The 26,355-nt window shown below is 59.4% G+C and carries 16 protein-coding genes; 6 read left to right on the top strand and 10 right to left on the bottom strand.

Annotated elements, in window-relative coordinates:
• Window positions 1-31: 31 nt before the first annotated feature.
• The 5 genes from L0Y14_RS12025 to L0Y14_RS12045 all read left to right on the top strand — a co-directional run bounded on the left by L0Y14_RS12025 (window position 32) and on the right by L0Y14_RS12045 (window position 8,852).
• On the top strand, window positions 32-2,263 hold the full coding sequence (locus L0Y14_RS12025; protein ID WP_006475384.1) for an NADP-dependent isocitrate dehydrogenase: 2,232 nt from the start codon (window positions 32-34) through the stop codon (window positions 2,261-2,263).
• A gap of 578 nt (window positions 2,264-2,841) precedes the next feature.
• A complete protein-coding gene (locus L0Y14_RS12030; protein ID WP_006475383.1) occupies window positions 2,842-4,761 on the top strand; it encodes an aconitate hydratase in 1,920 nt (639 codons plus the stop codon).
• A gap of 12 nt (window positions 4,762-4,773) precedes the next feature.
• Complete coding sequence (locus L0Y14_RS12035) at window positions 4,774-6,336, top strand: Re/Si-specific NAD(P)(+) transhydrogenase subunit alpha (protein WP_040819878.1); 1,563 nt, start codon at window positions 4,774-4,776, stop codon at window positions 6,334-6,336.
• Window positions 6,337-6,348: 12 nt separating this feature from the next.
• Window positions 6,349-7,743: a Re/Si-specific NAD(P)(+) transhydrogenase subunit beta gene (gene pntB, locus L0Y14_RS12040; protein ID WP_040819860.1), complete on the top strand. Its 1,395-nt coding sequence runs from the start codon at window positions 6,349-6,351 to the stop codon at window positions 7,741-7,743.
• Between the two features lie 113 nt (window positions 7,744-7,856).
• A complete protein-coding gene (locus L0Y14_RS12045) occupies window positions 7,857-8,852 on the top strand; it encodes a malate dehydrogenase (protein WP_005962063.1) in 996 nt (331 codons plus the stop codon).
• 279 nt (window positions 8,853-9,131) lie between these two features.
• Here L0Y14_RS12045 and hybE read toward each other — a convergent pair whose 3' ends face one another.
• From hybE to L0Y14_RS12070, 5 genes are read right to left on the bottom strand one after another with little or no spacing between them, the layout of a single operon-like run.
• Entirely contained in the window at window positions 9,132-9,680 is a 549-nt protein-coding gene (gene hybE, locus L0Y14_RS12050; RefSeq protein WP_005962065.1) for a [NiFe]-hydrogenase assembly chaperone HybE, read from the bottom strand.
• The gene (locus tag L0Y14_RS12055) at window positions 9,673-10,194 is read right to left on the bottom strand and encodes a TorD/DmsD family molecular chaperone (protein ID WP_240991701.1); all 522 of its coding nucleotides are present in this window, start codon (window positions 10,192-10,194) and stop codon (window positions 9,673-9,675) included. Before L0Y14_RS12055 ends, hybE begins: the two co-directional genes overlap by 8 nt.
• Before the next feature lie 4 nt (window positions 10,195-10,198).
• A complete protein-coding gene (gene nrfD, locus L0Y14_RS12060; RefSeq protein WP_005962069.1) occupies window positions 10,199-11,158 on the bottom strand; it encodes an NrfD/PsrC family molybdoenzyme membrane anchor subunit in 960 nt (319 codons plus the stop codon).
• 1 nt (window position 11,159) lies between these two features.
• Complete coding sequence (locus L0Y14_RS12065) at window positions 11,160-11,774, bottom strand: 4Fe-4S dicluster domain-containing protein (protein WP_005962071.1); 615 nt, start codon at window positions 11,772-11,774, stop codon at window positions 11,160-11,162.
• Window positions 11,775-11,789: 15 nt separating this feature from the next.
• On the bottom strand, window positions 11,790-14,558 hold the full coding sequence (locus L0Y14_RS12070) for a molybdopterin-dependent oxidoreductase (RefSeq protein WP_006475379.1): 2,769 nt from the start codon (window positions 14,556-14,558) through the stop codon (window positions 11,790-11,792).
• A gap of 387 nt (window positions 14,559-14,945) precedes the next feature.
• Here L0Y14_RS12070 and L0Y14_RS12075 point away from each other — a divergent pair, with 387 nt between their 5' ends.
• On the top strand, window positions 14,946-15,299 hold the full coding sequence (locus L0Y14_RS12075; RefSeq protein ID WP_006475378.1) for a hypothetical protein: 354 nt from the start codon (window positions 14,946-14,948) through the stop codon (window positions 15,297-15,299).
• 424 nt (window positions 15,300-15,723) lie between these two features.
• Here the strand turns inward: L0Y14_RS12075 and L0Y14_RS12080 are convergent, their stop codons facing one another.
• From L0Y14_RS12080 to L0Y14_RS12100, 5 genes are all read right to left on the bottom strand, one after another.
• The gene (locus tag L0Y14_RS12080) at window positions 15,724-16,542 is read right to left on the bottom strand and encodes a polyphosphate polymerase domain-containing protein (RefSeq protein ID WP_005962077.1); all 819 of its coding nucleotides are present in this window, start codon (window positions 16,540-16,542) and stop codon (window positions 15,724-15,726) included.
• Window positions 16,543-16,550: 8 nt separating this feature from the next.
• Window positions 16,551-17,660 carry a polysulfide reductase chain A gene (locus tag L0Y14_RS12085; RefSeq protein WP_251859199.1) on the bottom strand — a complete coding sequence of 370 codons (1,110 nt, stop codon included), beginning with the start codon at window positions 17,658-17,660 and terminating at the stop codon, window positions 16,551-16,553.
• Window positions 17,661-17,810: 150 nt separating this feature from the next.
• Window positions 17,811-19,748, bottom strand: a complete 1,938-nt coding sequence (locus L0Y14_RS12090) for an HlyD family secretion protein (RefSeq protein ID WP_005962081.1) — start codon at window positions 19,746-19,748, stop codon at window positions 17,811-17,813.
• Entirely contained in the window at window positions 19,745-20,428 is a 684-nt protein-coding gene (locus L0Y14_RS12095; protein ID WP_005962083.1) for a DUF4956 domain-containing protein, read from the bottom strand. Before L0Y14_RS12095 ends, L0Y14_RS12090 begins: the two co-directional genes overlap by 4 nt.
• 341 nt (window positions 20,429-20,769) lie before the next feature.
• Window positions 20,770-26,355 carry a cadherin-like domain-containing protein gene (locus tag L0Y14_RS12100; protein ID WP_251859200.1) on the bottom strand — a complete coding sequence of 1,862 codons (5,586 nt, stop codon included), beginning with the start codon at window positions 26,353-26,355 and terminating at the stop codon, window positions 20,770-20,772.

The raw sequence follows: 26,355 nt of genomic DNA on the forward strand, positions 1-26,355 counted from the left end.
CTGGCACCGTTCTGACTACTGAGAAAAAAGCATGACACCAAAAGCATCAAAGATTGTTTGGACAAAGACCGATGAAGCGCCCGCGCTGGCGACTGGCTCCTTTCTCCCTATCGTCAAGGCATTCACGGAGGTGTCCGGCATCACCGTCGAAACACGGGATATCTCTCTCGCGGGCAGAATTATCGCGAATTTTCCCGACCATCTGAGCGACAGCCAGAGGCAATCCGATGACCTAGCCGAGTTGGGTGAGCTGGCGAAGAGGCCAGAGGCCAATATCATCAAGCTGCCGAATATCAGCGCCTCGATCCCACAGCTGAAGGCCGCAATCGCGGAGTTGCAGTCACAGGGCTATGACCTGCCAAACTATCCCGACGAGCCGAAAGACGACGCCGAGAAGGCAATCAAGGCCCGCTACGCCAAGGTGTTGGGGAGTGCCGTCAACCCGGTTTTGAGAGAAGGAAACTCCGACCGCCGGGCGCCGACCGCGGTAAAAAATTATGCGAAGAAGAACCCGCACTCCATGGGTGCATGGAGCCCGGACTCAAAATCGCATGTTGCAACCATGAGCAGCGGGGATTTCTGTGCCAACGAGCAATCCGTGACCATGGCCGAGGCAACCGATGCCCGGATTGAGTTTATCGACAACGATGGCAGCACCTCTGTACTGAAGGAGAGCGTCCCCCTGGAGGCGGGTGAGGTGGTCGATGCCACCTTCATGAGCAAAAAGGCGCTAACCCAGTTCCTCGCCGAGCAGGTGGAAGACGCCAAACAGAAGGAGATATTGTTCTCACTGCACATGAAGGCGACCATGATGAAGGTCTCTGACCCGATCATCTTTGGCCACTGCGTCAAGGTCTTCTACAAGGATGTGATCGAGAAACACGCCGATACCATCACCGAGCTGGGGGTCGACTTCAACAATGGCGTCGGCGACCTCTACGCCAAGATCGAAGGCCTGCCGGCGGACAAAAAGGCCGAGATCGAGGCCGACATCGAGGCGCTCTATGCCGAGCGTCCAGCCATCGCCATGGTCAACTCCGACAAAGGCATCACCAACCTACATGTACCCAGCGATATAATCATCGACGCCTCGATGCCCGCCGCGATTCGCGCCTCAGGCCAGATGTGGGGTCCAGACGGCAAGCAGCATGACACCAAGTTCGTGATCCCGGACCACAGCTACGCCCCGCTCTACCAGGCCACCATCGAGAACTGCATCGCCAACGGCGCACTGGACCCGGCCACCATGGGCACGGTTCCCAATGTGGGTCTGATGGCAAAGAAGGCGGAGGAGTATGGGTCACACCCCACCACCTTCGAGGCCCCTGGCGACGGAATTATTCGTGTCGTTGACAGCAAGGGTCAAACCATCCACGAGCAGGCAGTCGAGGAAGGCGATATCTGGCGCATGGTGATGGTCAAAGACGCCCCGATTCAGGACTGGGTGAAACTGGCGGTGACCCGCGCACGAGCGACCGGTTGGCCGGCGATCTTCTGGCTCGACGATGACCGCGCCCACACTGCGGAACTCAAGAAAAAGGTTGAAAAATACCTGAAAGACCACGATACCGAGGGGCTGGATATCCGCATCATGGGCGTCTACGAGGCGGCGAAACTCTCCATTGAACGCATGCGGGCGGGAGAAAACACCATCTCCGTAACCGGCAACGTGCTGCGTGACTACAACACCGATCTCTATCCGATTCTCGAAGTCGGCACCAGCGCTAAGATGCTCTCCATCGTACCGCTGATGAACGGTGGTGGACTGTTTGAGACGGGAGCTGGCGGCTCAGCGCCCAAGCATGTCCAACAGTTCCAACAAGAGGGGCATCTCAGATGGGATTCCCTGGGCGAATTCCTGGCGCTGGCAGCATCCCTGGAACATCTGAGCACCGTATCCGGCAATAAGAAGGCCCAAATCTTGGCGGATACGCTGGACAAGGCGACCGGCGAGTTCCTCGACAACAACAAGTCACCGTCCCGCAAGGTGAATGAACTAGACAACCGGGGAAGCCACTTCTACCTCACCCTCTACTGGGCGCAGGCGCTGGCCGAGCAGACCGAGGACACAGAGCTTCAGGCGCGTTTTGCCACACTGGCGCAGCAGCTTGGAAACAATGAAGCAAAGATCATCGAAGAGCTGAATGCAGCCCAGGGGCAGCCTGTCGACATGGGCGGTTACTTTCGTCCAGATGCGGAAAAGATGCTAAACGCCATGCGGCCCAGTACCAGCTTCAATGCAGCACTGGATGCTCTTGGTTAAGGCAGCTGGAAAAATCAATCAGCCAAGATTGCGCCGGACAGGGTTTCGTATTCAAGGCTCGAAGAAGGCGAATAGTGGACGATTCAACCGACCAGCAATACAGGATACGAACTGGAGACAAACGGCAAGCGCTTTTACGAACGTGCGGCATCCGTGACCAACGACGAACTCGAAAAAGCCAAGCGCCCCGGCCGCCCTGCGTCCGGGCGCTTGGTGGCCGCGTTGGAGCACTGTGGAACCGGGGCGTGGCGTCCGACTCCCACACCCGGCTGGCGCACGCCGTGTCGCGGCCACCATTTCGCTGATTTGGGGCGCATAGAGGGTCCTACGCAACGACAAATCCACCTGGAGCGGATTTGGACCGTGCGGCGACCTCGACAGGGGGCGCATCATAAGCAACGGGGAAGAACGAAGCGAAGGGATCTGGACCGCTCTCCTGCTTTTGCAGCCGGGTCACCCATAATCCGGCAAGCGCCTAGGATCCCCTCGCTGGGATTTATCGGAATCAAAATTTATTGGCGCTGAATCAGACAATAATTGACATAAACCAAATTTAAGCACTCCAAAGGAGGAGCAAAATGAAGCCTTTGAATTTGACGGAGAAAATCCTGCTCGACCACTTGGTGGATGAGAATGAGCTGCCAGCGCCCGGCAGTGTCATCAAGATCAGGGTGGACGAGGCCTTCACACAGGACGCCACCGGCACCATGTGCATGCTGCAACTGGAGGCAATGGGCGTCAAACGGGTCAAGCCGCTCTCCGTCAACTTCGTCGACCACAGCATGTTGCAGGTCGGGTTTCGTAATCCGGACGACCACGAATATCTTAAGACGGTGGCCCAGAAGCTGGGTATCGTCTACTCCCCAGCGGGTACCGGCATCTGCCACTTTCTCAATATGGAGAACTTCGTCAAGCCTGGAATGACCGGCGTGGGCGCGGACAGCCACACCGTGAACGCCGGCGGCTGCGGTGCCATTTTCATGGGCGCCGGTGGTTACGACGTGGCCCTGGCCATGGCCACCGGCGAGTACAGCATGCCCATGCCAAAGGTGGTCAAAGTCAATCTGACCGGCGCTCTGAAGCCAGGCGCGATGGCTATGGACGTTATCCTGAAGATGTTGGAGATCAACGGCGTCAAGGGCGGCAAGGGCGTCATCTTCGAATATGCAGGTCCGGGCGTAGCCAGCCTCTCCCTCACCGAGCGCGCCACCATCACCAATATGGGCGCCGAGATGGGCGCCACCACCTCCATCTTCCCCAGCGACGAACGCACCCAGGAATTCCTGGAGAGCCGCGGACGCGGTCAAGACTACCAGCCCCTGGCGGCCGACGAGGGCGCCGAGTACGAGCGCGTCATCGACATCGACCTCTCCGCCCTGGAACCGTTGATCGCCATCTACCCCTCTCCCGGCAACGTGGAGAAGGTGGCGGACCGCGCCGGCACCAAGATCAACCAGGTCTCCGTAGGCAGCTGCACCAACAGCTCCTACGAGAACATCGCCTCCTTCGCCGAGTTGCTGAAGGGCAAGCGCGTCACCGTGGACACCCTGCTCTATCCCGGCTCCCGTGCCGTGGCCATGCAGTTGGCCGAGTCCGGTTACCTGACCTCCTTGTACGCCTCCGGCGTCCGCATCCAGGAGAACGGCTGCGGCGCCTGTATCGGTCAGGGCGGCTCCCCGGTGAGCAAGGGCATCTCCCTGCGCACCTTCAACCGCAACTTCCCCAAGCGTTCCGGCACCGCCGACGCCGAGGTCCATCTGGTCAGCCCACTGGTGGCGGCGGCCAGCGCCCTCGCCGGTGAGATTACCGTGCCCCAGGGAAATGTGGAGTTCAAACAGTCGCCGGCAATCCTCGACACCGACTCCTTCATCATGCCCCTGCCCCCAGCGGAGGCGGAGAAGGTGGAAGTCATCCGCGGCCCCAACATCATGGCTCTGCCGGACTTCGACCCCCTGCCCGACACCCTAAAAGGCGAGGTTCTGCTGAAACTCGGCGACAATATCAGCACCGACGACATCCAGCCCGCCGGCACCTTCCTTCCGCTGCGCTCCAACGTCAAGGAGTACGCCATGCAGGCCACCTTCAATCAGGTGGACCCGAGCTTCTCCACCCGTGCCTGTGAACACCGCGACGCCGGCGGTCACGGCATCATCGTCGGCGGCGAGAACTACGGCCAGGGCAGTTCCCGCGAGCATGCGGCGCTCTGCCCCCGCTGGCTGGGCGTACGCGCCGTGGTGGTCTCCCAATTCGCCCGCATCCACGTGGCCAACCTGGTCAACTTCGGCATTGTGCCCCTGACCTTTGCCAACGAGGCGGACTACGACAAGATCAAGCAGGGCGACACCGTCTCCATCGACGTCTCCGACCTGGAAGGGGATCTCTTCTTGGAGGTCAACGGCAAGCGGATCCCGCTGAATCCGGCCTTCGAGCCCGGTGACGTGGGCCCCCTAAAGGCCGGCGGCGCGCTGCCCTTATTCAAAATGACCTATAAAGGATAAGCAATCATGGCCATGAAGATTGGTATCCCAAAAGAGTGCCACGAAGGGGAGCAGCGGGTTGCCGCCACCCCCGAAACTGCCGAACGGCTCCGGAAACTGGGCTTCTCGGTGGCTATCGAAGCGGGCGCCGGAGCTGAAGCGAACTTCAGCGACGATGCCTACCGTGAGGCGGGTGTCGAAATCGTGGAGGACACCAAGACCCTGTGGGGCGAATCTGACATCGTGCTCAAGGTGCGCGCCCCGGAGATCGACCACCAAGCCTGCCGGGACGAAACTGAACTGTTGCGCGAGGGTGCCACCCTCATCAGCTTCATCTGGCCGGCACAGAACCCGGAACTGATGGAAAAGCTGAAGGCGCGCAAGGCGACAGTGCTGGCCATGGACAGCGTGCCCCGCATCTCCCGCGCCCAGAAGCTGGACGCCCTGAGCTCTATGGCCAACATCGCCGGCTACCGCGCCGTGGTGGAGGCCGCCAACAACTTCGGACGCTTCTTCACCGGCCAGATCACTGCCGCAGGCAAGGTACCACCGGCCAAGGTTTTGGTCATCGGTGCCGGCGTGGCCGGTCTAGCCGCCATCGGCGCGGCTGGCTCCATGGGCGCCATCGTGCGCGCCTTCGACACCCGCCCCGAGGTTAAAGAGCAGGTGGAAAGCATGGGCGCCGAGTTCCTGATGCTGGACTTCGAAGAGGAGGAGGATGGTTCCCCGGGCACCGGTTACGCCAAGACCATGAGCAAGGAATTCATCGAGGCGGAGATGAAACTATTCGCCGAGCAGGCGATGGATGTGGACATCATCATCACCACTGCCCTGATTCCCGGTAAACCGGCTCCCGAACTGATCACCGCTGGCATGGTGGAATCGATGCACGACGGCAGCGTGATCGTGGATCTGGCCGCCGAGCAAGGCGGTAACTGCGCCCTGACCGAACCGGGCAAGGTGACCGTGAAACACGGCGTCACCATTATCGGGTACACCGATCTGCCCAGCCGTTTGGCCGCTCAGTCCAGCCAGCTCTATGGCACCAATCTGCGTCACTTGCTGACCGATCTGACTCCGGAGAAGGATGGTGAGATCGTGGTGGATATGGATGACGACGTGATCCGCGGCACCACCGTGATCAAGGAGGGTGAGATCACCTGGCCGCCCCCGCCGATCCAGGTCTCTGCTGCCCCGGCCAAGCCGGCAACGGCCGCTGCCGCGCCTCCGGTGGAGAAGGAGAAAGAGAAGAAGAGCAGCCTGGGCGGCGCCATCGGTCTTGCCGTCGGCGGCCTACTGCTGGCGGGACTGGGCCAAGTAGCGCCCGCGGCTTTCCTGAGCCACTTTACCGTCTTCGTGCTGGCCTGCTTCGTGGGCTACATGGTGATCTGGAATGTGACTCCAGCCCTGCATACACCTCTCATGAGCGTGACCAACGCCATCAGCGGCATCATCGTCATCGGCGCCCTGGTGCAGGTATCCAGTTCGGATGCACTGGTATGGATATTGGGCGCGGTTGCCATTCTCATCGCGACCATCAACGTGTTCGGTGGGTTCTTCGTATCCCAACGGATGCTGCAGATGTTCCGCAAATAAAGGGGTTTGGAAATGACTGAAGGCGTTTTAACGACGGCCTATCTGGCCACAAGCATCCTGTTCATCCTAGCCCTGAGTGGTTTGAGCAACCAGGAGACCGCCCGCCGCGGCAATATCTACGGCATCATCGGCATGCTGATCGCACTGACTGCCACCATCGCGGGCGCCCAGGTCACAAGTTACGGCGTCCTGGCGGTCTGCATGAGCATCGGTGCCGTCATCGGCATCATCGTGGCGGCACGGGTACAGATGACTGCCATGCCGGAACTGGTCGCCATCCTGCACAGTTTCGTCGGTCTGGCAGCGGTGCTGGTGGGATTCGCCAGCTACCTGGACCCCACCCTCCACTATACCGGGGTCGAGCGGACCATCCATGATGTGGAGATCTTTCTCGGGGTGCTCATTGGTGCGGTGACCTTCACAGGTTCCGTTATCGCCTTTGGCAAATTGAGCGCGAAAATCACCAGCAAGCCACTGTATCTGCCGGCCCGCCACTGGCTCAACCTGGGTCTGGGACTGCTCTGCGTCTGGCTGGGTGTCGAATTCGTGGGGGCGGAAACCGCCGCGGCCGGCACTATCCCCCTGGTGATCATGACCCTCATCGCCTTTGCCTTCGGGGTCCATATGGTGATGGCCATCGGTGGAGCGGACATGCCGGTGGTGATCTCGATGCTCAACAGCTATTCGGGCTGGGCGGCAGCGGCTACTGGCTTCATGCTGTCCAACGACCTGCTAATCGTCACTGGCGCACTGGTAGGCTCCAGCGGCGCCATCCTCTCCTACATCATGTGCCGCGCCATGAACCGGCAATTCCTCAGCGTCATCGCCGGCGGTTTCGGTGCGGCAGAAGGGACGGCTGCCACCAGCGGCGAAGTGCATCAGGGAGAGGTAGTGCCCGTCCTGGCAGACGAAACAGCGGAAATGCTCAAAAACGCGAAGAGTGTCGTCGTGGTGCCGGGGTATGGCATGGCTGTGGCCCAGGCCCAGCACGCTGTCTGTGAGATTACCAAGAAGCTGCGGGCCAAGGGTGTCAATGTGCGTTTTGCTATCCACCCGGTGGCGGGGCGTATGCCAGGCCATATGAATGTCCTGTTGGCCGAGGCAAAAGTGCCCTACGACATCGTCCTAGAGATGGATGAGATCAACGACGATCTGCCCGATACAGATGCGGTACTGGTCATAGGCGCCAACGACATCGTCAATCCCAGTGCGCAGGATGATCCGAGCAGCCCCATCGCCGGCATGCCGGTACTGGAAGTCTGGAAAGCGGGCACGACCGTTGTTATGAAGCGCAGCATGGCCACGGGCTACGCCGGGGTACAGAATCCTCTGTTCTTCAAGGACAACACGCGCATGTTGTTCGGCGATGCAAAAGCAAGTGTAGAGGCCATTCTGGCCAATATCTAAACGGCAGATGTCAGTCGCGGGGGAATTCGTGAGCATTCCCCCGTGACGATATCAGTTCGGAAATTCGGGATGCGATCCCTTGATCATTCATCCTGTTCTGCAAGGAGATCCTGATGGCAAAAGCCCCCGTTCGAGTCGCCCTTACCGGTGCCGCAGGCCAGATCGGTTACGCACTGCTGTTCCGCATCGCCGCCGGCGAGATGCTGGGCAAGGACCAGCCCGTCATCCTGCAATTACTGGAAGTGCCGCACGAACGCGCCCAGCAGGCCCTCAAGGGCGTCATGATGGAATTGGAGGACTGCGCTTTCCCGTTGCTGGCAGATATTATCGGTACCGATAATCCCAAAACCGCTTTCAAGGACGCCGACCATGCCCTACTGGTCGGTGCCCTGCCGCGTGGCCCCGGCATGGAGCGCAAGGATCTACTGCTGAAAAACGCCAAGATCTTCATCGAGCAAGGCAGAGCGCTGGAGGAGGCGGCGTCCCGCGACATCCATGTGACCATCGTCGGCAATCCCGCAAACACCAACGCCCTGATCGTCATGAACACGGCAAGGAGCCTGCCGCGGGAAAACTTCAGCTCGATGATGCGCCTGGATCACCACCGAGCCATCTCCATGCTCGCCAGCAAGGTCGGCGAGCCGGTGGACTCCGTAGAGCAGATGGTAGTCTGGGGCAACCACTCTCCATCCATGTATCCCGACATCCGTTTCGCTAGCGTCGCCGGCCGGGAAGCATCCAAGCGGATCGACGAAGCGTGGTACAGAAACGAGTTCATTCCGAAGGTCGGCCAGCGGGGGGCCGCCGTCATCAAGGCGCGCGGACTCTCCTCCGCCGCTTCGGCCGCCAACGCCATCATCGCCCACACACGCGACTGGGCGCTGGGCTCCTCAGGCCGTTGGGTGACCATGGGCGTCGTCTCCGATGGCTCTTACGGCATCCCTGAGGGTCTGGTCTTCGGCATGCCCTGCATTTGCGAGCAGGGCAAATGGGAGGTGGTGAAAGGTCTCGACATCGACCCCTTCTCCCGCCAGATGATGGATCGATCACTGGCCGAGCTCCAGGAGGAGCGTCGCACCGTCCATGGCGAATTGCAGATTATCGTCTGAATATGAACACTTAGCCGGTCTTGTTTCCGAAGGCAACCTTCCCTACTAGTACCCCGCCATGCAAAATCTGCTGGTGTTGCTCGCCCATCTCTTTTGCAACGCTCACCAATCTCCTCGGACCTGACGGGGCCAAGGCCATCGTTGCCGACAGCCTTCTCAGAAACAGCAGCACCTGGAGGCAGTAGCAACAGAAAGGCGGCGTCCCTCAGCTGAGTCGACGCCAGAGAGGGGCGCAGCACTCAACCTCGCCTGTTCGGAAGAGCGCCTAAACCGGCGCAGCTAGCGCGACAGCCGGCCAAAGAACTCACGCCGTGAGAGCTCTTTCTGCCAGGGGCAGTCGCGCTGCAGCTTTTTCATGTTCTGGTCACGGGTGGTGATCACCTCGTTCCACGCCTCGAACACCGCCTCGGCGGAGTCGTACTGCAGCATGTTGAGGGCGATGGGCTGCAGCAGATAGTGGCCGAGTTGTGGATGGTAGTTGAGGTGGGCGCGCTGGTTCTGTCCAAGCATCGCCAGTTCGACTGCCGGACCCAGCAACTGGTACTCCGTCTCCTCCAGCTGTTGCTGCTGCCAATCCGCCGGGATCGGAATGCCGGGATCAGAGCGCGGAAAGATCAGCCGCGACAGCATCCAGGGGGTGAGGATCAGCAGCAACCGCCAATCGTCTAGCTCGCGGTAGGCACGCAGCTGGATGCCAAGCTGGTGGTTGAGCATCAGCTCATCGGCGAAGTGTTCCTGGTAGATCGTCTGATGGGCATCGATCACCGCCTGCAGAAACGGCGTTTCCTCCAACTGCACACCGGACAGCAGCCAACCTGGGTCACTCATGACCAGCCCTATCCGCGCTCAATCCGAGCAGTTGCAGGCCCAGTGCCCGATAGAGCGCCAGCTCGCTCTGCTGGCTCAGATCGTTCGCGAAATCGGCCAGCCAGCGGCTGAGGTGCTCGTCCCAGAGACGCTGTCGCAACTCCGGTCGTTGCTGCCCATCCTCCAGCAGCGCCGCGCACTCCAGCATCACTCCCAGGTAGTCGGCGGGCATCTCACTGGAGCGCATCCCCAGCTGCGCGTAGAGCCGCTCCAGCTTCGCCACCGTCGGCCCCTGCATGGTGCCGCTGCGGTAGGCCGATTCGTAGGGGGGACAGGCGGTCTTGGGGAAACCACTGATAAACAGCCGGGTGTATTCGCCCTGCCACTGCTCTAGCGGGGTGCTACCCAGCTCCTCCGCCGCTTCTGCGAGCCAGGGGTGCTGTTCGGCCAGGCCCTGGATGATCTCCCGCGCATCCTGGTCGGGCATGGAGAGCAGCCCGGCCAAGAGCCGCAGCTGCTCGCCCGATCGTCTCATTTCATCACCAGGGATAGGCATAGACACCTGCATACATGAAGTAGTGGCGCAGCAGATAACCGCCGATCAGCACCAGCACCGAGGCAGTGATGATCGGCAGATGGCTGGCCCACCCCTTGAGCACCCCACGCAGCTCCAGAAAGAAGGGCACGATCAGGCCGAAGCCGATGAAGCCGATCAACCAACCCAAGTCGTTCCACAGCAGCCGCGCCGAGTGCATCGCCGACTCGTTGCCAGACGACATGTAGTGGTAGAAGGAGAACAGGATCACCAGTTCGGCGCTGATCAGGATCAGATCGACCCGCTCGTAGAAGTGGCGGATATGCTCGTCCTCCTCACGCTTGATGATGGTGTACATGATCAGCAGCAAGAAGGCCATCGCGGTGGAGAAGGCCGACACGGTAAACAGCAGCGGCACACCGGGGTTGTGCCAGAGCGCTACCGCCGGGAAGGATTGCAGTAGCAGGCCAGTATAGACCGCCACGCCGACACCGTTGATGGTGGCCATCCAGCCCACCACCTTGCGGAAGCGGCTCGACAGCTCGGCGATCTTCTTCACCAGCGCCAAATCGAGCAACTTGCCGACTACCGGCATCTTGTCGAACAACGGCGTCAGATACATATAGGGCAGCGCGTAGATCACTCCCCAGAACATCATCCAGACGATAAACTGGGTGCCCCAGGCGATCCATGCATCCGGTTTGGTGAAGAGGATCATCGGGTTGAGCACATAGATCACTGCCCTGTAGTCGAGCAGATGGATGAACAGCATCAGGGAGCCCAGACTCAACAGCACAATGCCGGAAAAGGCACCCCAGAGTACCAGGTCGCGGTGCGCCTTGAGGTACATGTCGGTGAGGAAGGTCACCGCCAGGGTGGCCGCACCAAGTCCGCCAAAGTAGAGGTAGATGGCAATCCACCAGGTCCAGATATCCTGGGTGTAGAAGTTCATGGTGGCGTCCATCTCAACCCCTCCTCTTCATATCGTCGATGTAGTAGACGTTGGGCCGGGTGCCCAGGTGTGGCATCAGTGGTCGAGCTACGCCGCTGGCGACCATCTGGGTGACCGGATCCTCCGGGTTGTCGAGATCGCCAAACATGCGTGCCGAGCCGACACAGGTCTCCACGCAGGCCGGTTGCAGCCCCTCCTTGACCCGATGTTCGCAGAAGGTGCACTTGTCGACACTGGGCCGTTCACGGCGATAGGCTTCGCCGTAGAACGCTTTGCCCTTCTCCACATCGTCGTAGGTGACGGCGCGGCGGGCGTCATAGGGGCAGGCCATGGCGCAGGCACGACAACCCATGCAGAGATCCTCGTCCACCATAACGATGCCGTTATCCATCTTGTAGGTAGCACCAGTGGGACAGACGCTCATGCAGGGCGGATTGTCACAGTGGTTGCAGAGCCGCGGAAAGAAGCGGCGATGCACGTCGGAACCGCTGCCGATCTCAGTGTCGTGCACATGGGTGCGCCATTCATCTTTCCAAACCGCTGTCTGGTTCTCGATGGCACAGGCGGCCATGCAGGCGTTGCAGCCGACGCAGGTATTCAGGTCTATGACCATTGCATAGTGAGTCATTGTTGTTAGCCTCCGTTACGCCTTCTGCACACGCAGGGTGAATTCCTGGGACTTGAAGCCCGCCACCACCGGTTCCACCTGGTAGGGGATCAGCTTATTGGTGGCGGTGCCCTCACCCTGGATCTGGGTCAACGCCGGGTTCTCCACGCCAAATGAGGAGTAGATGAAGAGCGTGTCAGGCCGGATCAGCCGGGTCAGGTAGGCATTGCCCTCGGCGCGCTGACCACTCAGGCTGTTGCTCAGGATGATGCGCTCGCCCTGGCCGATGCCGAGCGCCTCGGCTCGTTCCGGGTGGATCCAGACGTGTTTGTAGATATCGTTCTTGAAGCGGTTGATCGCCGCCAGTACCGGATTGTTGCTGTTGGTGGAGCCGTGTGAGACGGTCGGCGTCTTACCGTAGGTGAAGTAGAACTCATCCTCCGCCAGCGGCTCGTGCATGTTGCGACCGGTGCGACAGCTGATCGGCACATTGGTGGCCAGCGGGCTGAAGTTGGGTTCTGTTCGCCCGGCGGAACGCAGTGAGTACATGAGACCGGAGAAGAACTCGATACGACCCGAGTCAGTGGGCACCGGCATCTTGCGCGGCATGCCCGCGTGCTCGATCAGATGCACCTTGTCCTCCTCATGGTAGACCCCCCTAGTGCGCAGGGTGTGATCCAACTCCGCCGCCGACTTGTGGATCTTCTTCGCTGCCTGCTCAAAGGCGACACGACGACAGGCGGCGAGAAAGCTCCCCTTTTTGTGGATCTGCCTGGTCTCCTCCCAGTGCGCCTTTACCGGCAGCTTGGACAGCCCGGTGAGGGTCTCAATCCAGTCGAGGAAACTCTCAGTCTCGCCGGAGATGATCTCAGTCAGCTTATAGAGCATGTCCGGGGTCTCTTCGGTGTCGTAGAGTGGGTCGATCGCCGCATAACGAGTGGTCAGCGCCAGATCCTGGTTAACCCCGTTTCCGTAGACCGCCGGCTCATCTCGCTCCAGATAAGTCGTATTGGGCAGGATCACATCGGCATAGGCAGCGGTATCCGAGGGCAGCACGTCGATCACCACCACCAGCTCCATATTCTCGTGGCTTAGACACTCCTTCCAGTAGGTATCGGGGTAGTAGTGGCGCACCGGGTTGGCGGCGTTGATGATGGTGGCACGAGTCAGGTAGGGCTCACCGTTGAAGTTGACCTTGCCCTCTATCGACTCACGGAAACCGGTGTCGGTCATCACCGGCAGCGCGATGCTCTGCTCCCCCGCCTCCTTCTGTTGCGCGGCCCAGGCCCAGGTCCAGCCTGGCTTGCCGTGGGAGAAGTTTTCCCCCTTGGAGACCGCGCCGATCACCATCTTGGCGAAGTGCATGCCAGCCAGATTGGCCATCGGCGCGGCGATCTCATGGCCCGCATCGTAGGCCTTGAACATCTCCTTGGCCTTGTGGCGATACTCGGCGGCCTGGATCCAACCGCCGATGGTGTCGATGCCACCGGTCAGGGCCTGAATCATCGCCTGCACCCGACGCAGCATCATGATGTTGCCAAAGCGGGCACCGTGCCAACCAGGATCGATGATGGCGGGTCGGCTGGTGCCGAACTCCCGGGCGATACGCTCGATGGTCTCAGCTTTGATGCCGGTGGAGACAGCGGCCCACTCCGGGGTGTACTCGTGCAACTCCTCCAGCTGGGCCTGAAACACGGTCTGTACCGCCTTACCGTCCACCTGCAGGCCTTCCGGGGCCTTGAGGTCAGGGCAGAAGGTCCGCCCCTCGATATCGGTGCGGTTGTCGTTGCTGAACTTCTTCAGCGTACGCAGCTCGCGGGTACCCTCCATCACCACCTGCGGCCGACCTTCATCATCCACCAGCGGCTGCCACTCTCCGGCATCGTCCCGATAGAGCAGGAACGGCATATTAGTGTGACGCTTAAGGAAGGGCGCATCGTAGTAGCCCTCCTCCATCATCACCCGCATCATCGCCAGCAGGAAGGGCAGATCGGTGCCGGGGCGAATCGCGATCCACTCATCCGCCTTGGCAGCAGTCTCTGAGCGGCGCGGATCGAGCGCCACCACCTTGGCGCCGTTTTTGCAGCCCTGGGCGAAACGCACCATACGGCAGGTGGAAACGGCACCGATCGAGGCATTATTCGCCACGAACAGGATGTAACGAGCGTTATCGAAGTCGGGCAGGATCTCGTCGTGGATGTTGAAGTTGCCGGTGACCGAGTCGGTGCCCAGGTGACCGGTGGTGACGCAGTGCTGCATCGGTGATGCGATGATATTGGGGATGCCGTTGGCCATGGCGAATGGTACCGCCCAGTTCATATAGAAGACGCAGGAGGTCCAGCCCCCCACCATGGTCCACTCCCAGTTTTTGATATCCGCATTGGTCTTCTTCTGCGCGATGTAGTCCCAGGCCTCTTCCCAGCTGGCGGCGCGAAACTTGTACTCACCCCGCTTGCTCCCCTCAACCCGGATCAACGGCGTCTTGATGCGGTCGGTATCGTAGATCTGGCGCAGCCCCGACTGACCGCGGGCGCAGATTTTGCCCCGATTGAGGGTCGAATCGGGATTGCCGGCCAGCTTGACGATACGTTTGCTGGCACCACGCTTCTCGGTCTTCACCTTGAGGTTGCAGAGCGAAGAGCAGAAGTTGCAGATGCTGTGGGTGATCTCGGTCTCGACTTCACCGTCCTCACTGGCGGCCTGGCTCACCAACCCGGCGACTGGAGAAAGCAACCCGACACCCGCGCCACCGGCGCTCGCTTTGAGAAATGAACGCCGCGAAAGGCGTGGGATCTTCCAACCCATATTCAGTACTCCGTCAGCGTTTGATACTCCGGCGATGAAGCTACCGGGAGAGAGCAGTGCTGTTATTCGTTATCTTTAGGTATCTCTGGATGGACCTGCTCGAGCAGACGCCTTCAGAGCCCCCTTAACGCACCACATACTGAGGATTTTTATTTCCACACTGTTTCCATGTCCATCGATAACCGAGGACTCATTGATTCAGATCATAATGTTTTCCAGATATAGATAGTGGTTTACCCCTATATAGGTAGAAGTTTCCTATTATCCCTATCCAGGGTGGAATGGTTGTTTTTTTATGCCAAACAGAGGAAAAAACCAGCATGCTCGCTGGAAGCGGCAAAACGAAACGCTATGATGGGCGCTCCACTCTCAACCCGGACAATCGAAATGGCTTCCCAACCCTTCAAAAAAATGGCACACGGATTGACCATCACCATGCTCGGAATCTGGGGTGTAATACTGATTGTTGCCCCGCAGGAGGTGGCCGGACTGTTCAGTACCGAACCGCTCAACCATGCCTTTGCCGGCATGATGGGCGCCGCCCTGCTCGGCCTGGCATTGATCTCGTTTGCCAGTATCAGCCACTGGATCAGTGCACCTCGGGCACTGGGGCTTGCAATAGGGATTCTGGTGGTGGAAACCACCTACCTGATGCTCGGCACCGGTTTTATGCTGGTGACGCCGCTGACCACCCTCAGCCTGGTGACTGCAGCGGCGATCAGCTTCTTTCTGCTAATCTGAGCTGGATCGCATCAGACAGCACCAGCCGGCGGCCGAAAACTGTGTTGCATGCAAGAGATTGCAACAGTTGCAGGCCAAGCTAGAGAAGCTCCGACCACCCCCCAGTCACCAAGCGGATCCTGCACTAGATCGGCCTGGTAGTAGCGTCGGTTGTCTGGATTGACCCACCGCCACATGGCTTCATCTACAGCGAGCTCAATAGCCGCATACCCTGCTGCACCACACGACCAGTTCAATCCCTCATGGGATCACCTGGTAGAGCATCAGGTAGCGCGCCCCACAGATAGATACCGGAAACCCGCAGCGAGGCCTGGTCGGCTTGTCTCAGCTCCGGGTTCTCAGCAAGCAGAGATCTGCAGCAGCCGGGTTGGCTTGGGCGATGTAGAGCCAGAGGTCGATCAGATCCCCCCCCCTAAAGCGAGGATTAAGTGTACAGCGATGAATAGCGCTCACCTATATCCGGACAGCTGTCGCGAGAGAGGGTAGAGAGCAAGCTGGTCTTATATTTGGAGAAGCTGCGCCGATAGAGCTGGAAGTGGTGGGTAAGATCAAGCACCCAGGTGGGAACTTGGGTGGGGTGGCACTTGATTTCCAGGATCACGCTGTTGCCTGGGTCACCACCCCAATCGTAGATGGTCTCATCATCATACGGGACCATTCGGTGAGGGTCTGGCAGTAGATTATACGCCTCCTGATAGTAGCAGCGCATATCCATATCCATGGTCACTCGGGCGTAATCATCCACGACAGAGGCAAACGCGCGCCGACGGTACTGGGTGAGAATCTTTGGCTCAGCCGCGTAACTGGTGGCCAGTCGCAGGAACAGGGACTTATTGTCGCTATCGAGGCTCGTTTCATCCTCCCGGATCTGGTAAGCCGGATCGTTGAGAATCCCAGGCCACTCCCCCTCGCTCAGGGTAGCTCTGTACTTGATAACAACATTGGCCTTTTTCTGTTTAATCTCCAGAAAATAGGGGGGCAGCGCATCCCAGCCATAGGAACGGACACGCATATTGAAGCGGTTGTCCTTACCGTACATGCGGTTGCGCAGAAACAGGAAGTTGGGGGAATCAAAGTAGAGACTGTTGACCCGATAGAAGTTGTCCTCAGCTGCCTCCGAGTGACGATCCAACCCACAGTAGGCCAACACATAGTCAGAGACCGGCTCCACCAGACAGGAGGGAATCACATACTTTAGTTCGTAGCGTTCCAGACGTGGTGGCAGCTGCGCATCGATACTCATGGCACCCCCTATAGCTGATCGTCTTGTTTGCTCAGATGATTCTTCAATGGCAGACGGGCCAGCTGCCCGCTGAGGTGCAACAGATCCACATAGCGCTCCAGGATCTGCTGGCGGATCTTCGCCTCCTCCAGCTTCCACTGCAGACGATCTTCGAAGATACGATAGATCATCAACGAACTAGCGAGATCATCCCCAATACCGTCCAACTCCTGCAGGCGATCCATCACCAAGCCATAAGCCTGCTGCAGCTCCTGCAGTTCGACCCTGACCATGTGCAGTTGCTGCGGTAGCTCCTGCTGCAATAACTGCTGCTCACGGCGGGCGCTGTTCAATCGGGTACGGGCCTCGGCCAACCCTGGATCAGCAGCAGTGCCCAAGGGAATCTTGATGCCCAGGCCGATAGAGTAGGAGCGGGAGTTCTCCTTGGCAGCATCATAACCAAGATCAAAAAAGCTGAACTGTAGGCCCTGCTTAGCGCGTTGCTTCGTCAGCTGCGTCTCCGCCACCTGCACCGCACTGAGTTTACTTGTCAACAGGGGGTTTGCCTGTGCTGCTTCATCCAGCTGCGGCATCTCGTCAATGGCCTGCATCACTCCAGCCACACTCTTGAGCCAGCTGTCGTCCAGCTTTTCTTCGATGCTCACACCCTGCTGGCGCAGCGCTTCCTGTTGGGTCTTCAAGGCACGTTGCAGTCGCATCTGCTGCAGGCGTGCCTGGGCCAGATCCTGATCGCTCTCCAGCAGCTTGGCGAAACGAAACTCCTGGCTTTCTGAAAGGCTCTGATAGGCGCTGATCCGCTCCTTCAGCAAGGTGATACGCCGCTCCTGCAGATCTCTTTCCCGGCTCAACCGCATCGTCTCCAACAGTTGCCGGTAGCGTTCGCGCAGCGCCTCACTCAACAGGCTGCGGTAACGTGCCTCCAGCATCGTCTCGCGTGCCTGCCACTGCTGTGTCTCCGCCTGCATACGGGAAAACGACCGGGGGTGCAGGCGCACGACATAGTCACCCTCCGACACGCCTCCATTATTGAACTCCATACGCAGTTCCACGTCCTCCAGTGGCATAGAGGCTGGCTTGAGTGAAGCCATGCCACGCCAGCTCTCCTCTACATCCAGCACCTCTACCCCCTCGCGAGCAGCAAGGAGAAATGCATTAATATCCGGCGGGGAGGCATGCACTCCCAGTGCTGGCAAAGCACACCGAACAGATCACCGAAAAATGCCAGCATAAGCGAAGGTAACAACCATTTTTCTGAGGCACCCGCATGCTCAAGTACCCTGTGAGTAGTGTGTAAAATGTGAATTGGCCTTGCCTTCTCCATCGAACACGATCAGAAAACGGTCACGTGCGGAGTTATAAGCCAGCCCCTCGGCTCTGTTACCGGTAAAATTCCTGAGAACCATTAACTCGTTCGACTCTGGATCGAAGCGCCACAGGGTACTGTTATCACGCTCGCCACGCCTGGAGTGGGTCAACAGATACAACTTGTCGTGTAGATAGAGCGCATCGGTGACCTGCGCAAAGGCTCCAGTGACTGGGTCGCGGAACGGCACCCTGCGCCAAATCGCAACATTCTCCGGCGCCAACTGCTGGGTGGCGAACAGGGTATCCAGCTCGCGAATCACCAAAAACACCACTTTGCCATCCCCATCTATCGGGGATTTGAAGCCCAAAACCAACTCACCTTCCCGGGGAAGAAACATCGCCTCGACATCCATACTCTTCTCCACCAAAGCACGACGCAGGTAGAGAGCCCACTCCGCATCCCCTCCCTGTTGTGCGGCCTGTGCAAGCACATCATTCAATAGCACCTCGGCATCCAGGCTCAACACCTTGCCGCGGCGCACCAAACGCAACAGTTTATTACCACGGGGGTTTATCTCGCCCTTCTTGCTGTAGAACTGGGAGCTGGCGATGTAGATAAAGCGGCGATCTGAAGCGATCGACTCCATGTCATCGATCTTTGTCTCCCCCACCAGCTGCAGATCCTCTTCGATCTTGCCCTGGGGCGTCACCAGATGAAGCAGCGGACGGTTCGCCTTACTCTCATCGCTGATAACAAGATAACGGTCGATGTCCGACAGGTAGAGGGCACCGGAAGCCTCTACCGTCTGAGCCAGGCGTGTCGAGTCTTTATAGACAAGCTCTTGCGGATCCGATGATATAAACGGCAAAAACGGACTGGCGATGGCGATCCACGGATTGCGCTCCCGCTGTGCGGACACCACCACCTTCTCACCCAGCAGAAGGGGGTTTTTCTGACCGATGCTGACCAGCACCTCGCGCCCCCAGGCCGCAATGTTCTGGTGGCGCTTGAGGCGATCGGGGTACTCGACAATGCGCGACCCCACACTCTTGACGTACCCCGCCATAGGTTCATCGCTGTTGGAGGCCGGACTAATCCACACCTGCTGACCCACATGGACGTTATTAAACACGTCCTCGTGAATATAGCCCTTGATATAGGAAGGGGTCTTGCCATGCAGCGTGATCACCGGTTTGAATGGTGCGACGTCCTCACCCTCGCGAAACAAAACCGAGCCGACCATGCCGTCAAAAGGTGAGTGGATGAAGAGTTCGGACTTCGCCGCATCCAGGGAGCGGCGCTTAGCCTTGAGCTTCTCGATCTTGGCATCCAGAGGATCACGCCCCTGCAACTGACCCCGCAGATTATCCATTTTTGGCTTCAGCGACTGAAGCAGATGTGCGCGCTTCTCTTTGAGCCCTGCAATTTTTAAACGCAGTGGACTGCTGGCCTCTTCGCCGGATTTTGATTTTAGATATCTCTCCTCACCCACCAACTTGCGGTTGATACTGTATTGCGACTCCAGTTCGCGGATCTGGTAGTCGATCTCCACCAGCTCTGCCGCCTGCTGCGCACGCAGGCTCTGCAACTCTGACTTGAGCTTCTCATGACGCAGAGAACGCTCCGCACTGAGTACATCGATTTGATAGTCGGCCATGGCAATCTTGGTGAGCAGATCAGCGCGCATCAGCTCCGCCACCAAATCTCCCTGCTTGACCTCTTGACCGGGCACCACATGCAGCCGGCGTATTGCCACCGGATACTGGAAGCTGATCACCTGCTCACGGCTCTCAGCGATGCCAAAAAACTGGGTGGTCTCGCCACGGTAGAGCAGTGTCATCAGCACCACCGCCAGTAAGGTGAAGCTCCAGGAGAAGAAGAGTTTCTTATTGCCACTCATAACTCGACCGTCGCCTCCTGCATGTAGAAACTCACGCCCATGATGCTATCGATCGCCTTCAGTTCATGTACGAAGTCATCTCGATCCTTGCCACGCCTGAGCTTCACCTGGTAGGCGTAATCCAGGCGGCTCCCCTGTGACATGTCCCGCAGAGTGATTAGGGTGAAACGCTTGCAGAAGTGTGCCAGCACATCCTCCAGGCGACGCTTGCTCTCAGAGTGATTCTCCAAGCTGAAACGCACCATGCCATCGAACAGGGAGGTCTGGCCAAATGGGGACCAATAGAGTAGGAACGCCACCAAACAGAAACCGAGGGTGCCGACGATGGCAATGCTGAAGCCGTACACACCATTGGCCACCCCCACCGACAGCGAGGCAAAGATAAACACAATGTCACGGGGATCTTTAAAATTGGTGCGGAAACGGATGATAGCCATGGCAGCCATAATCCCCAGACCCCGCGCCAGGCTATCACCCACCGCCTGCATTACAGTGGCCGCGACGATAGAGATCAGTATCAATGTCTGCGCATAGTTGCGCGAATAGGAGAGGCCCCGATAGGTCTTCTCGTAGGTGACCGCCACCAGCGTAGACAATACAAATGACAACAACACCACATAGATCAACGTGACCACTGTGGCATTTTCTGAAAACGTCTGAACGGTGATGAAATCCAGCATAACGCCCCCCCTGAATACGTGAAAAGCAGCAGAGAGATAGGCACCTACTCACCTGCAACAACACAAGTTCCGCTTTAGTGTTATTGCTCGCCCTCACCCATCGGCTCCATCTTTATTTGCGCCTTCCTTGAAAAAAATCAGGACTGTCTCTCCCGCCCCTCTAAGGGGCTGAATAAATTCATCCTGGATTCCTCATAGCAGACTGCGATGCCAACCTGGTTTGCCTCCTACCCCAAAATCCATGGTGTAACACCATCGAACTGCGGGGCCATCCCTGGCCCACGGAAATCTCTAATTCAACCAGAGCTCCCAGCTCACCGCCGCGCCGGCACTATTTTCTGTTATGGAATGAAGCCTTCCGCAGCCAGCTGGCTGCGCAACTCGGCAGCATTGCCGCCCAGGATGTCATAGATCTTGTCGACCTCCTGCTGCCAGGCCCCATCACGGGTGCGCGGCGCGTTCGGATCCACCGCATCACCCCAGCGCGCCGACTCACCAATCACCGCCTCGCGCACAAAGTTGGTGAGAGTCATCCAGCGCGCCCGGGCCACTGTATCGTCCAGCACCCCACCCGGCCCCGTCAGCTCATCGACCCGCGTGGAAAAGCGCGCCATGAAATCCGCATTCTGCCGTGCCGCATGCCAGATACGGGCGATCACAAACGCATCACCCACGCTGTTGACATCCTCCGAACTGAGAAACGCCGGATGGATCTTGGCCTTCCCGCTGGGATTGCCAAAGTCCTGTGGTGTATCCCAGGCGGCCTCGCCGTCCCAGGCGAAATACATCAGTCCGGTGGTATCCTCCGGCGCAGTCTCATTACGATTGCCTGCATACCAATTGTTATCCGGCCAGTCGTTGGTCGCCGACCACCAACTCACCAGCAGGTAGTCGATGAACGGATCCACCTCGAGGTAGTCCTGCAGCTCCGCATAGTTGAACGGATCGCTCATATCACGGTAGATCAGGGTCTCGGTCAGGTAGTTGTAGCGGGTCGGATCGCCCGATAAGGGTGGCGCGTTGTCGTGTACTAGACCATGATTGGCGGCGAACCAGTGCTCATCTGCGCCACCGAAGTAACTGGAGAGGAAATGCTTATCCGCCCGCTCAGTGGCGTTGTAGAGCCCCCAGTAGAGACCGTTGATATAGAGATGCACGTAGGTACCCCGCATACCATGGCCACTCGCCGCGATCTGTGTGTCGCGGTAGAACTGATCGACCGTATAGGTGGTCTCATCCGGATGCCAGCTGCGTGCCCAGCTGCGATTGTTGCCAGCGCGCAGGATCAGCTTGTCGTACTTTCCGTCTGCAGTTGCACCGTTCAACGGCGCCCGATTGAGTAGGTCGGATTTGAACTTGGCGTCGCCATAGAGAGCTCGAAAATTGAGCCGCAGCGAACGTTTTAGGCGGTTATGTGAGTGGGATTGGATGCCCGCATTGGCCTGATGGCTGGCCCCCGGATCATCCGCATAGAGGATCTCCAGCGAAACCGCCTTCTCGATATCTTCGGTCTCATAGAAGCCTGAACCACCAAAGATATCCGTCGGGTCTATCGAGATAGACATGCTCGGCACCGCACGCATCGCTGCGATCATCGAACCACTGTAGTTCGGATCGTCGACGATATCCGGATCCATCTCGTAGTCGTGAACCGCCGCACCCTGACCCAGGCTGTAGCTGTTATTGGGATAACCCGGCACTGTTGCCGGTTGGCGGATCACATCCTCCAGGAACAGGTAGCTGTGACTCTGCACGCGTCCGACAATCACACCCGAGCTGAAGCCAGCCACCCGCAGCACCGTGGTGGTGGTGATATCCACCGCTCCGGTATAGTCCAGCCCGTTGCTCAAGGTCGGCTCACTGCCATCGGTGGTGTAACGTACCAGCTCCACCGAATCATCACTGCTGACTGTGACCTGGAACGGCGCATCGTAGAAACCGCGCTCCACGCTCAGACTCAGCGGCTCACCACTGCTGCCGCCTGAGCCGTTGGCCTCACCTGGCGTAGGCATCAGAAAGAAGGCCTCCGCGCCATTATCATCGATACCATAGGAGACATCGGTCGTCTGCGGCGGATACGCAGGCGCGTATTCATCGGCGATCGTGCCATCCGGGCGCACCAGTGCCAGATACTCACCACCAGCACTCAGTTTGAACAAGGTATGGTATTGACCGACCGGCGCGGGCGACTTGCCACTGGCGAAGACCACTAAATGCCCGCCAGCCGCCAGCGACACACTCTCAGTGAAACACCACTGAAACAGATCAGCGCTGTCATCGGTCAGGCACCAGTTCAGCAGGTCGACCGCGCTGGCACCCATGTTGTGCAGCTCGATCCAATCTTCGTAGTCGCCGTCGCCATCCACCAGGGTGGTTGCGTTGGAGGCCATGAACTCGCTGATCTCCACCGTCTCCAGCACGCTACCGCCATCGCTCACGGTGAAGTTCACCGCCAGCACCGCCGAGGCATGATCCGCTGCACTGGCGGTCACTGTCGCCGTGTAGCTGCCGGCAGCCAGAGCCGCGGCATTGGCGGTAATATCGAGCAGGTCCGGAGTCAGATCATCCTCACCCGAGGCGGCGACTGCCGACAACCAGCCGAGGCCGCCATCATCCACTGCCAGTGCGTAGCCACTGGCCCCTCCCTGCAGGCTCGACAGGTTGACCTGGACGCTTGTCGCATCACCCACCTGGGCCGACAGGCTCAGCGATGCGGCATCGAAGCTCAGGGCATCACTCAGACCCGCGCCGTTTGCCGCACCGGGGGTCGGGATCGCGAAGTAGCGCAGCTGGCCAGCGTCGCTCACGCCATAGCTGATGTCATCTGACTGCGCCGGGAAGTTCGGGCTATAGGCATGCGCCAGGCTGGCATCGGGACGATAGAGCCCAAGGTACTCACCGCTCTTGCCGAGTTTCAGGTTGGCGTGCAGCTCCTCTGGTACGGCCGAACCCGTCTTCTTGCTGGCGAACACCAGCAGGTAGCCATCTGCATCCAGGCTCACCGATGGAAAGCACCAGGTGTTCCATACCGCCACGTCATCGGTCAGGCACCAACCAGCCAGATTCACCGGATCGACACCCACATTGTGTAGCTCGATCCAGTCCTCGTAGTCGCCGTCACCATCTGCCAGGGTGGTCGCATTGGAGGCCATGAACTCGCTGATCTCAACGACTTCTGGCAAGCTCCCCAGAGCGGTGACCTGCAGGGCGAAGCTCTCGGCATCATCCAGTTCGCCGTCACTCACCCTAATAGTGACCGAATAGTTGCCAACATCATCAAGCAGCGGACTGATGCTCAGGCTGGCACTGCCATCCCCCAGGTCAGTCAGCACCGCAAAGCCCGGCAATAAATCGCTGGAGAAGGTCAGGAGATCACCATCCGGGTCGCTGGCCGATAGGGTCAGCTCCAACATATTGCCAGCCTGCACGCTCTGCGCACCGATTGCGTTGAGCACAGGCGCACGATTGAGTGGCCCATCATTGGCCACCGTGAATGTGGTCTCGAAGCTCAGTTGACTGCCATCCCTGAGATCCACCAGGCTGCGCAGAGTGTGCGCGCCGTCGGCCAGATCAGTGGTGTCGAAGGGGTTGGCTGCGGAACTCGGCCCGCCCTGCAAGTCGTAGGGGACCTTGCGCTCAGTTTTGAGCACCGAACCCGAACCGTCCAGGTAGAAACGCACCTGTTCGATGCTGCCATCTTCCGGAAGCAACCGTGCGTAGAGGTCGCCGACCACCACGGCACCACCCAACAGGATGCTGCCAGCACGATCGGCGGTCTCACTGTAGACCAGCCAGTAGGGTGAGGCCGGCGCCTCACTAACGATGATCTCGAAGCTCTCGCTGTCATCGAGCTCGCCGTCGCTGACGCTCACCGTAAGGCTATGCGTGCCCACATCGGCCGCGCCGGGGGCCAAGATCAGGCTGGCGGTGCCATTGCCGTTGTCAATAAAGCTGGCGAAGGCTGGCAGCAGTGAGCTGGTAAAGCTCAGCGGGTCACCATTGAGATCACTGGCGGTAATCGCCACCACCGCACTCGCACCAACCAGCAAGGTCTGATTGCCGATCGGATTCAGTTGCGGCGCCAGATTGTCCAGTGGTTCGCTGACGCTGACGATGAAGGTCTCGCTGTCGTTGAGCTGCCCGTCACTGACATTCACCGTGATGCTGTGGTCACCCAAGTCACCCACGCCGGGAGTCAAGGTGAGGATCGCCGTGCCGTCGCCATTGTCGCTCATGCTGGCGAAGGCCGGCAGGGCGGAGCTGGAGAAGCTCAACGGATCGCCATTGGCATCACTGGCAGAGATCAACAGCGCCGCGCTGTCACCCACCAGCAGTGCCTGGTCGCCGATGGACGCCAGCTGTGGTGCATCATTAGGCGGTCCATCGTTGGCCACCGTGAATGTGGTCTCGAAGCTCAGTTGACTGCCATCCCTGAGATCCACCAGGCTGCGCAGAGTGTGCGCACCGTCGGCCAGATCAGTGGTGTCGAAGGGGTTGGCTGCGGAACTCGGCCCGCCCTGCAAGTCGTAGGGGACCTTGCGCTCAGTTTTGAGCACCGAACCCGAACCGTCCAGGTAGAAACGCACCTGTTCGATGCTGCCATCTTCCGGAAGCAAGCGTGCGTAGAGGTCGCCGACCACCACGGCTCCACCCAGCAGGATGGAGCCAGCACGATCGGCGTTCTCACTGTAGACCAGCCAGTAGGGTGAGGCCGGCGCCTCACTAACGATGATCTCGAAGCTCTCGCTGTCATCGAACTCGCCGTCGCTGACGCTCACCGTAAGGCTATGCGTGCCCACATCGGCCGCGCCGGGAGCCAAGATCAGGCTGGCGGTGCCATTGCCGTTGTCAATGAAGCTGGCAAAGGCCGGCAGGGCGGAGCTGGAGAAGCTCAGCGGATCACCGTTGGCGTCGCTGGCCACGATTAACAGGGTGGTACTATCCCCCGCTTGCAGGTTCTGGTTGCCGATTACACCAAGCACCGGGGTGACATTGGGCGGCGGTTCGTTGACGATGATATCGAAGGTCTCACTCGCTTCGAGCTCGCCGTCGCTGACGCTCACCGTAAGGCTATGCGTGCCCACATCGGCCGCGCCGGGGGCCAAGATCAGGCTGGCGGTGCCATTGCCGTTGTCAATGAAGCTGGCGAAGGCTGGCAGCAGTGAGCTGGTAAAGCTCAGCGGGTCACCATTGAGATCACTGGCGGTAATCGCCACCACCGCACTCGCACCAACCAGCAAGGTCTGATTGCCGATCGGATTCAGTTGCGGCGCCAGATTGTCCAGTGGTTCGCTGACGCTGACGATGAAGGTCTCGCTGTCGTTGAGCTGCCCGTCACTGACATTCACCGTGATGCTGTGGTCACCCAAGTCACCCACGCCGGGAGTCAAGGTGAGGATCGCCGTGCCGTCGCCATTGTCGCTCATGCTGGCGAAGGCCGGCAGGGCGGAGCTGGAGAAGCTCAACGGATCGCCATTGGCATCACTGGCAGAGATCAACAGCGCCGCGCTGTCACCCACCAGCAGTGCCTGGTCGCCGATGGACGCCAGCTGTGGTGCATCATTAGGCGGTCCATCGTTGGCCACCGTGAATGTGGTCTCGAAGCTCAGTTGACTGCCATCCCTGAGATCCACCAGGCTGCGCAGAGTGTGCGCACCGTCGGCCAGATCAGTGGTGTCGAAGGGGTTGGCCGCGGAGCTCGACCCGCCCTGCAAGTCGTAGGGAGCCCTGCGCTCTGTTTTGAGCACCGAACCCGAACCGTCCAGGTAGAAGCGCACCTGTTCGATGCTGCCATCTTCCGGGAGCAGCCGTGCGTAGAGGTCGCCGACCACCACCGCCTCGGCCAGCGGCATGCTGCCAGCACGGTCCGCGGTCTCACTGTAGACCAGGCTGTAATCAGCCCAAGCAGGCAGACTGACAACGAGCAC

The organism is Candidatus Endoriftia persephonae (genome assembly GCF_023733635.1).
Taxonomy (GTDB): Bacteria; Pseudomonadota; Gammaproteobacteria; order Chromatiales; family Chromatiaceae; genus Endoriftia; species Endoriftia persephonae.

Coding starts and splice junctions, on each gene's coding strand:
- nrfD (WP_005962069.1), bottom strand. CDS start 11,158: ATGGACGCCACCATGAACTTCTACACCCAGGATATCTGGACCTGGTGG.
- L0Y14_RS12055 (WP_240991701.1), bottom strand. CDS start 10,194: ATGAGACGATCGGGCGAGCAGCTGCGGCTCTTGGCCGGGCTGCTCTCC.
- L0Y14_RS12070 (WP_006475379.1), bottom strand. CDS start 14,558: ATGGGTTGGAAGATCCCACGCCTTTCGCGGCGTTCATTTCTCAAAGCG.
- L0Y14_RS12030 (WP_006475383.1), top strand. CDS start 2,842: ATGAAGCCTTTGAATTTGACGGAGAAAATCCTGCTCGACCACTTGGTG.
- L0Y14_RS12090 (WP_005962081.1), bottom strand. CDS start 19,748: ATGAGTGGCAATAAGAAACTCTTCTTCTCCTGGAGCTTCACCTTACTG.
- L0Y14_RS12075 (WP_006475378.1), top strand. CDS start 14,946: ATGGCTTCCCAACCCTTCAAAAAAATGGCACACGGATTGACCATCACC.
- pntB (WP_040819860.1), top strand. CDS start 6,349: ATGACTGAAGGCGTTTTAACGACGGCCTATCTGGCCACAAGCATCCTG.
- L0Y14_RS12080 (WP_005962077.1), bottom strand. CDS start 16,542: ATGAGTATCGATGCGCAGCTGCCACCACGTCTGGAACGCTACGAACTA.
- L0Y14_RS12065 (WP_005962071.1), bottom strand. CDS start 11,774: ATGACTCACTATGCAATGGTCATAGACCTGAATACCTGCGTCGGCTGC.
- L0Y14_RS12045 (WP_005962063.1), top strand. CDS start 7,857: ATGGCAAAAGCCCCCGTTCGAGTCGCCCTTACCGGTGCCGCAGGCCAG.
- hybE (WP_005962065.1), bottom strand. CDS start 9,680: ATGAGTGACCCAGGTTGGCTGCTGTCCGGTGTGCAGTTGGAGGAAACG.
- L0Y14_RS12025 (WP_006475384.1), top strand. CDS start 32: ATGACACCAAAAGCATCAAAGATTGTTTGGACAAAGACCGATGAAGCG.
- L0Y14_RS12035 (WP_040819878.1), top strand. CDS start 4,774: ATGAAGATTGGTATCCCAAAAGAGTGCCACGAAGGGGAGCAGCGGGTT.
- L0Y14_RS12095 (WP_005962083.1), bottom strand. CDS start 20,428: ATGCTGGATTTCATCACCGTTCAGACGTTTTCAGAAAATGCCACAGTG.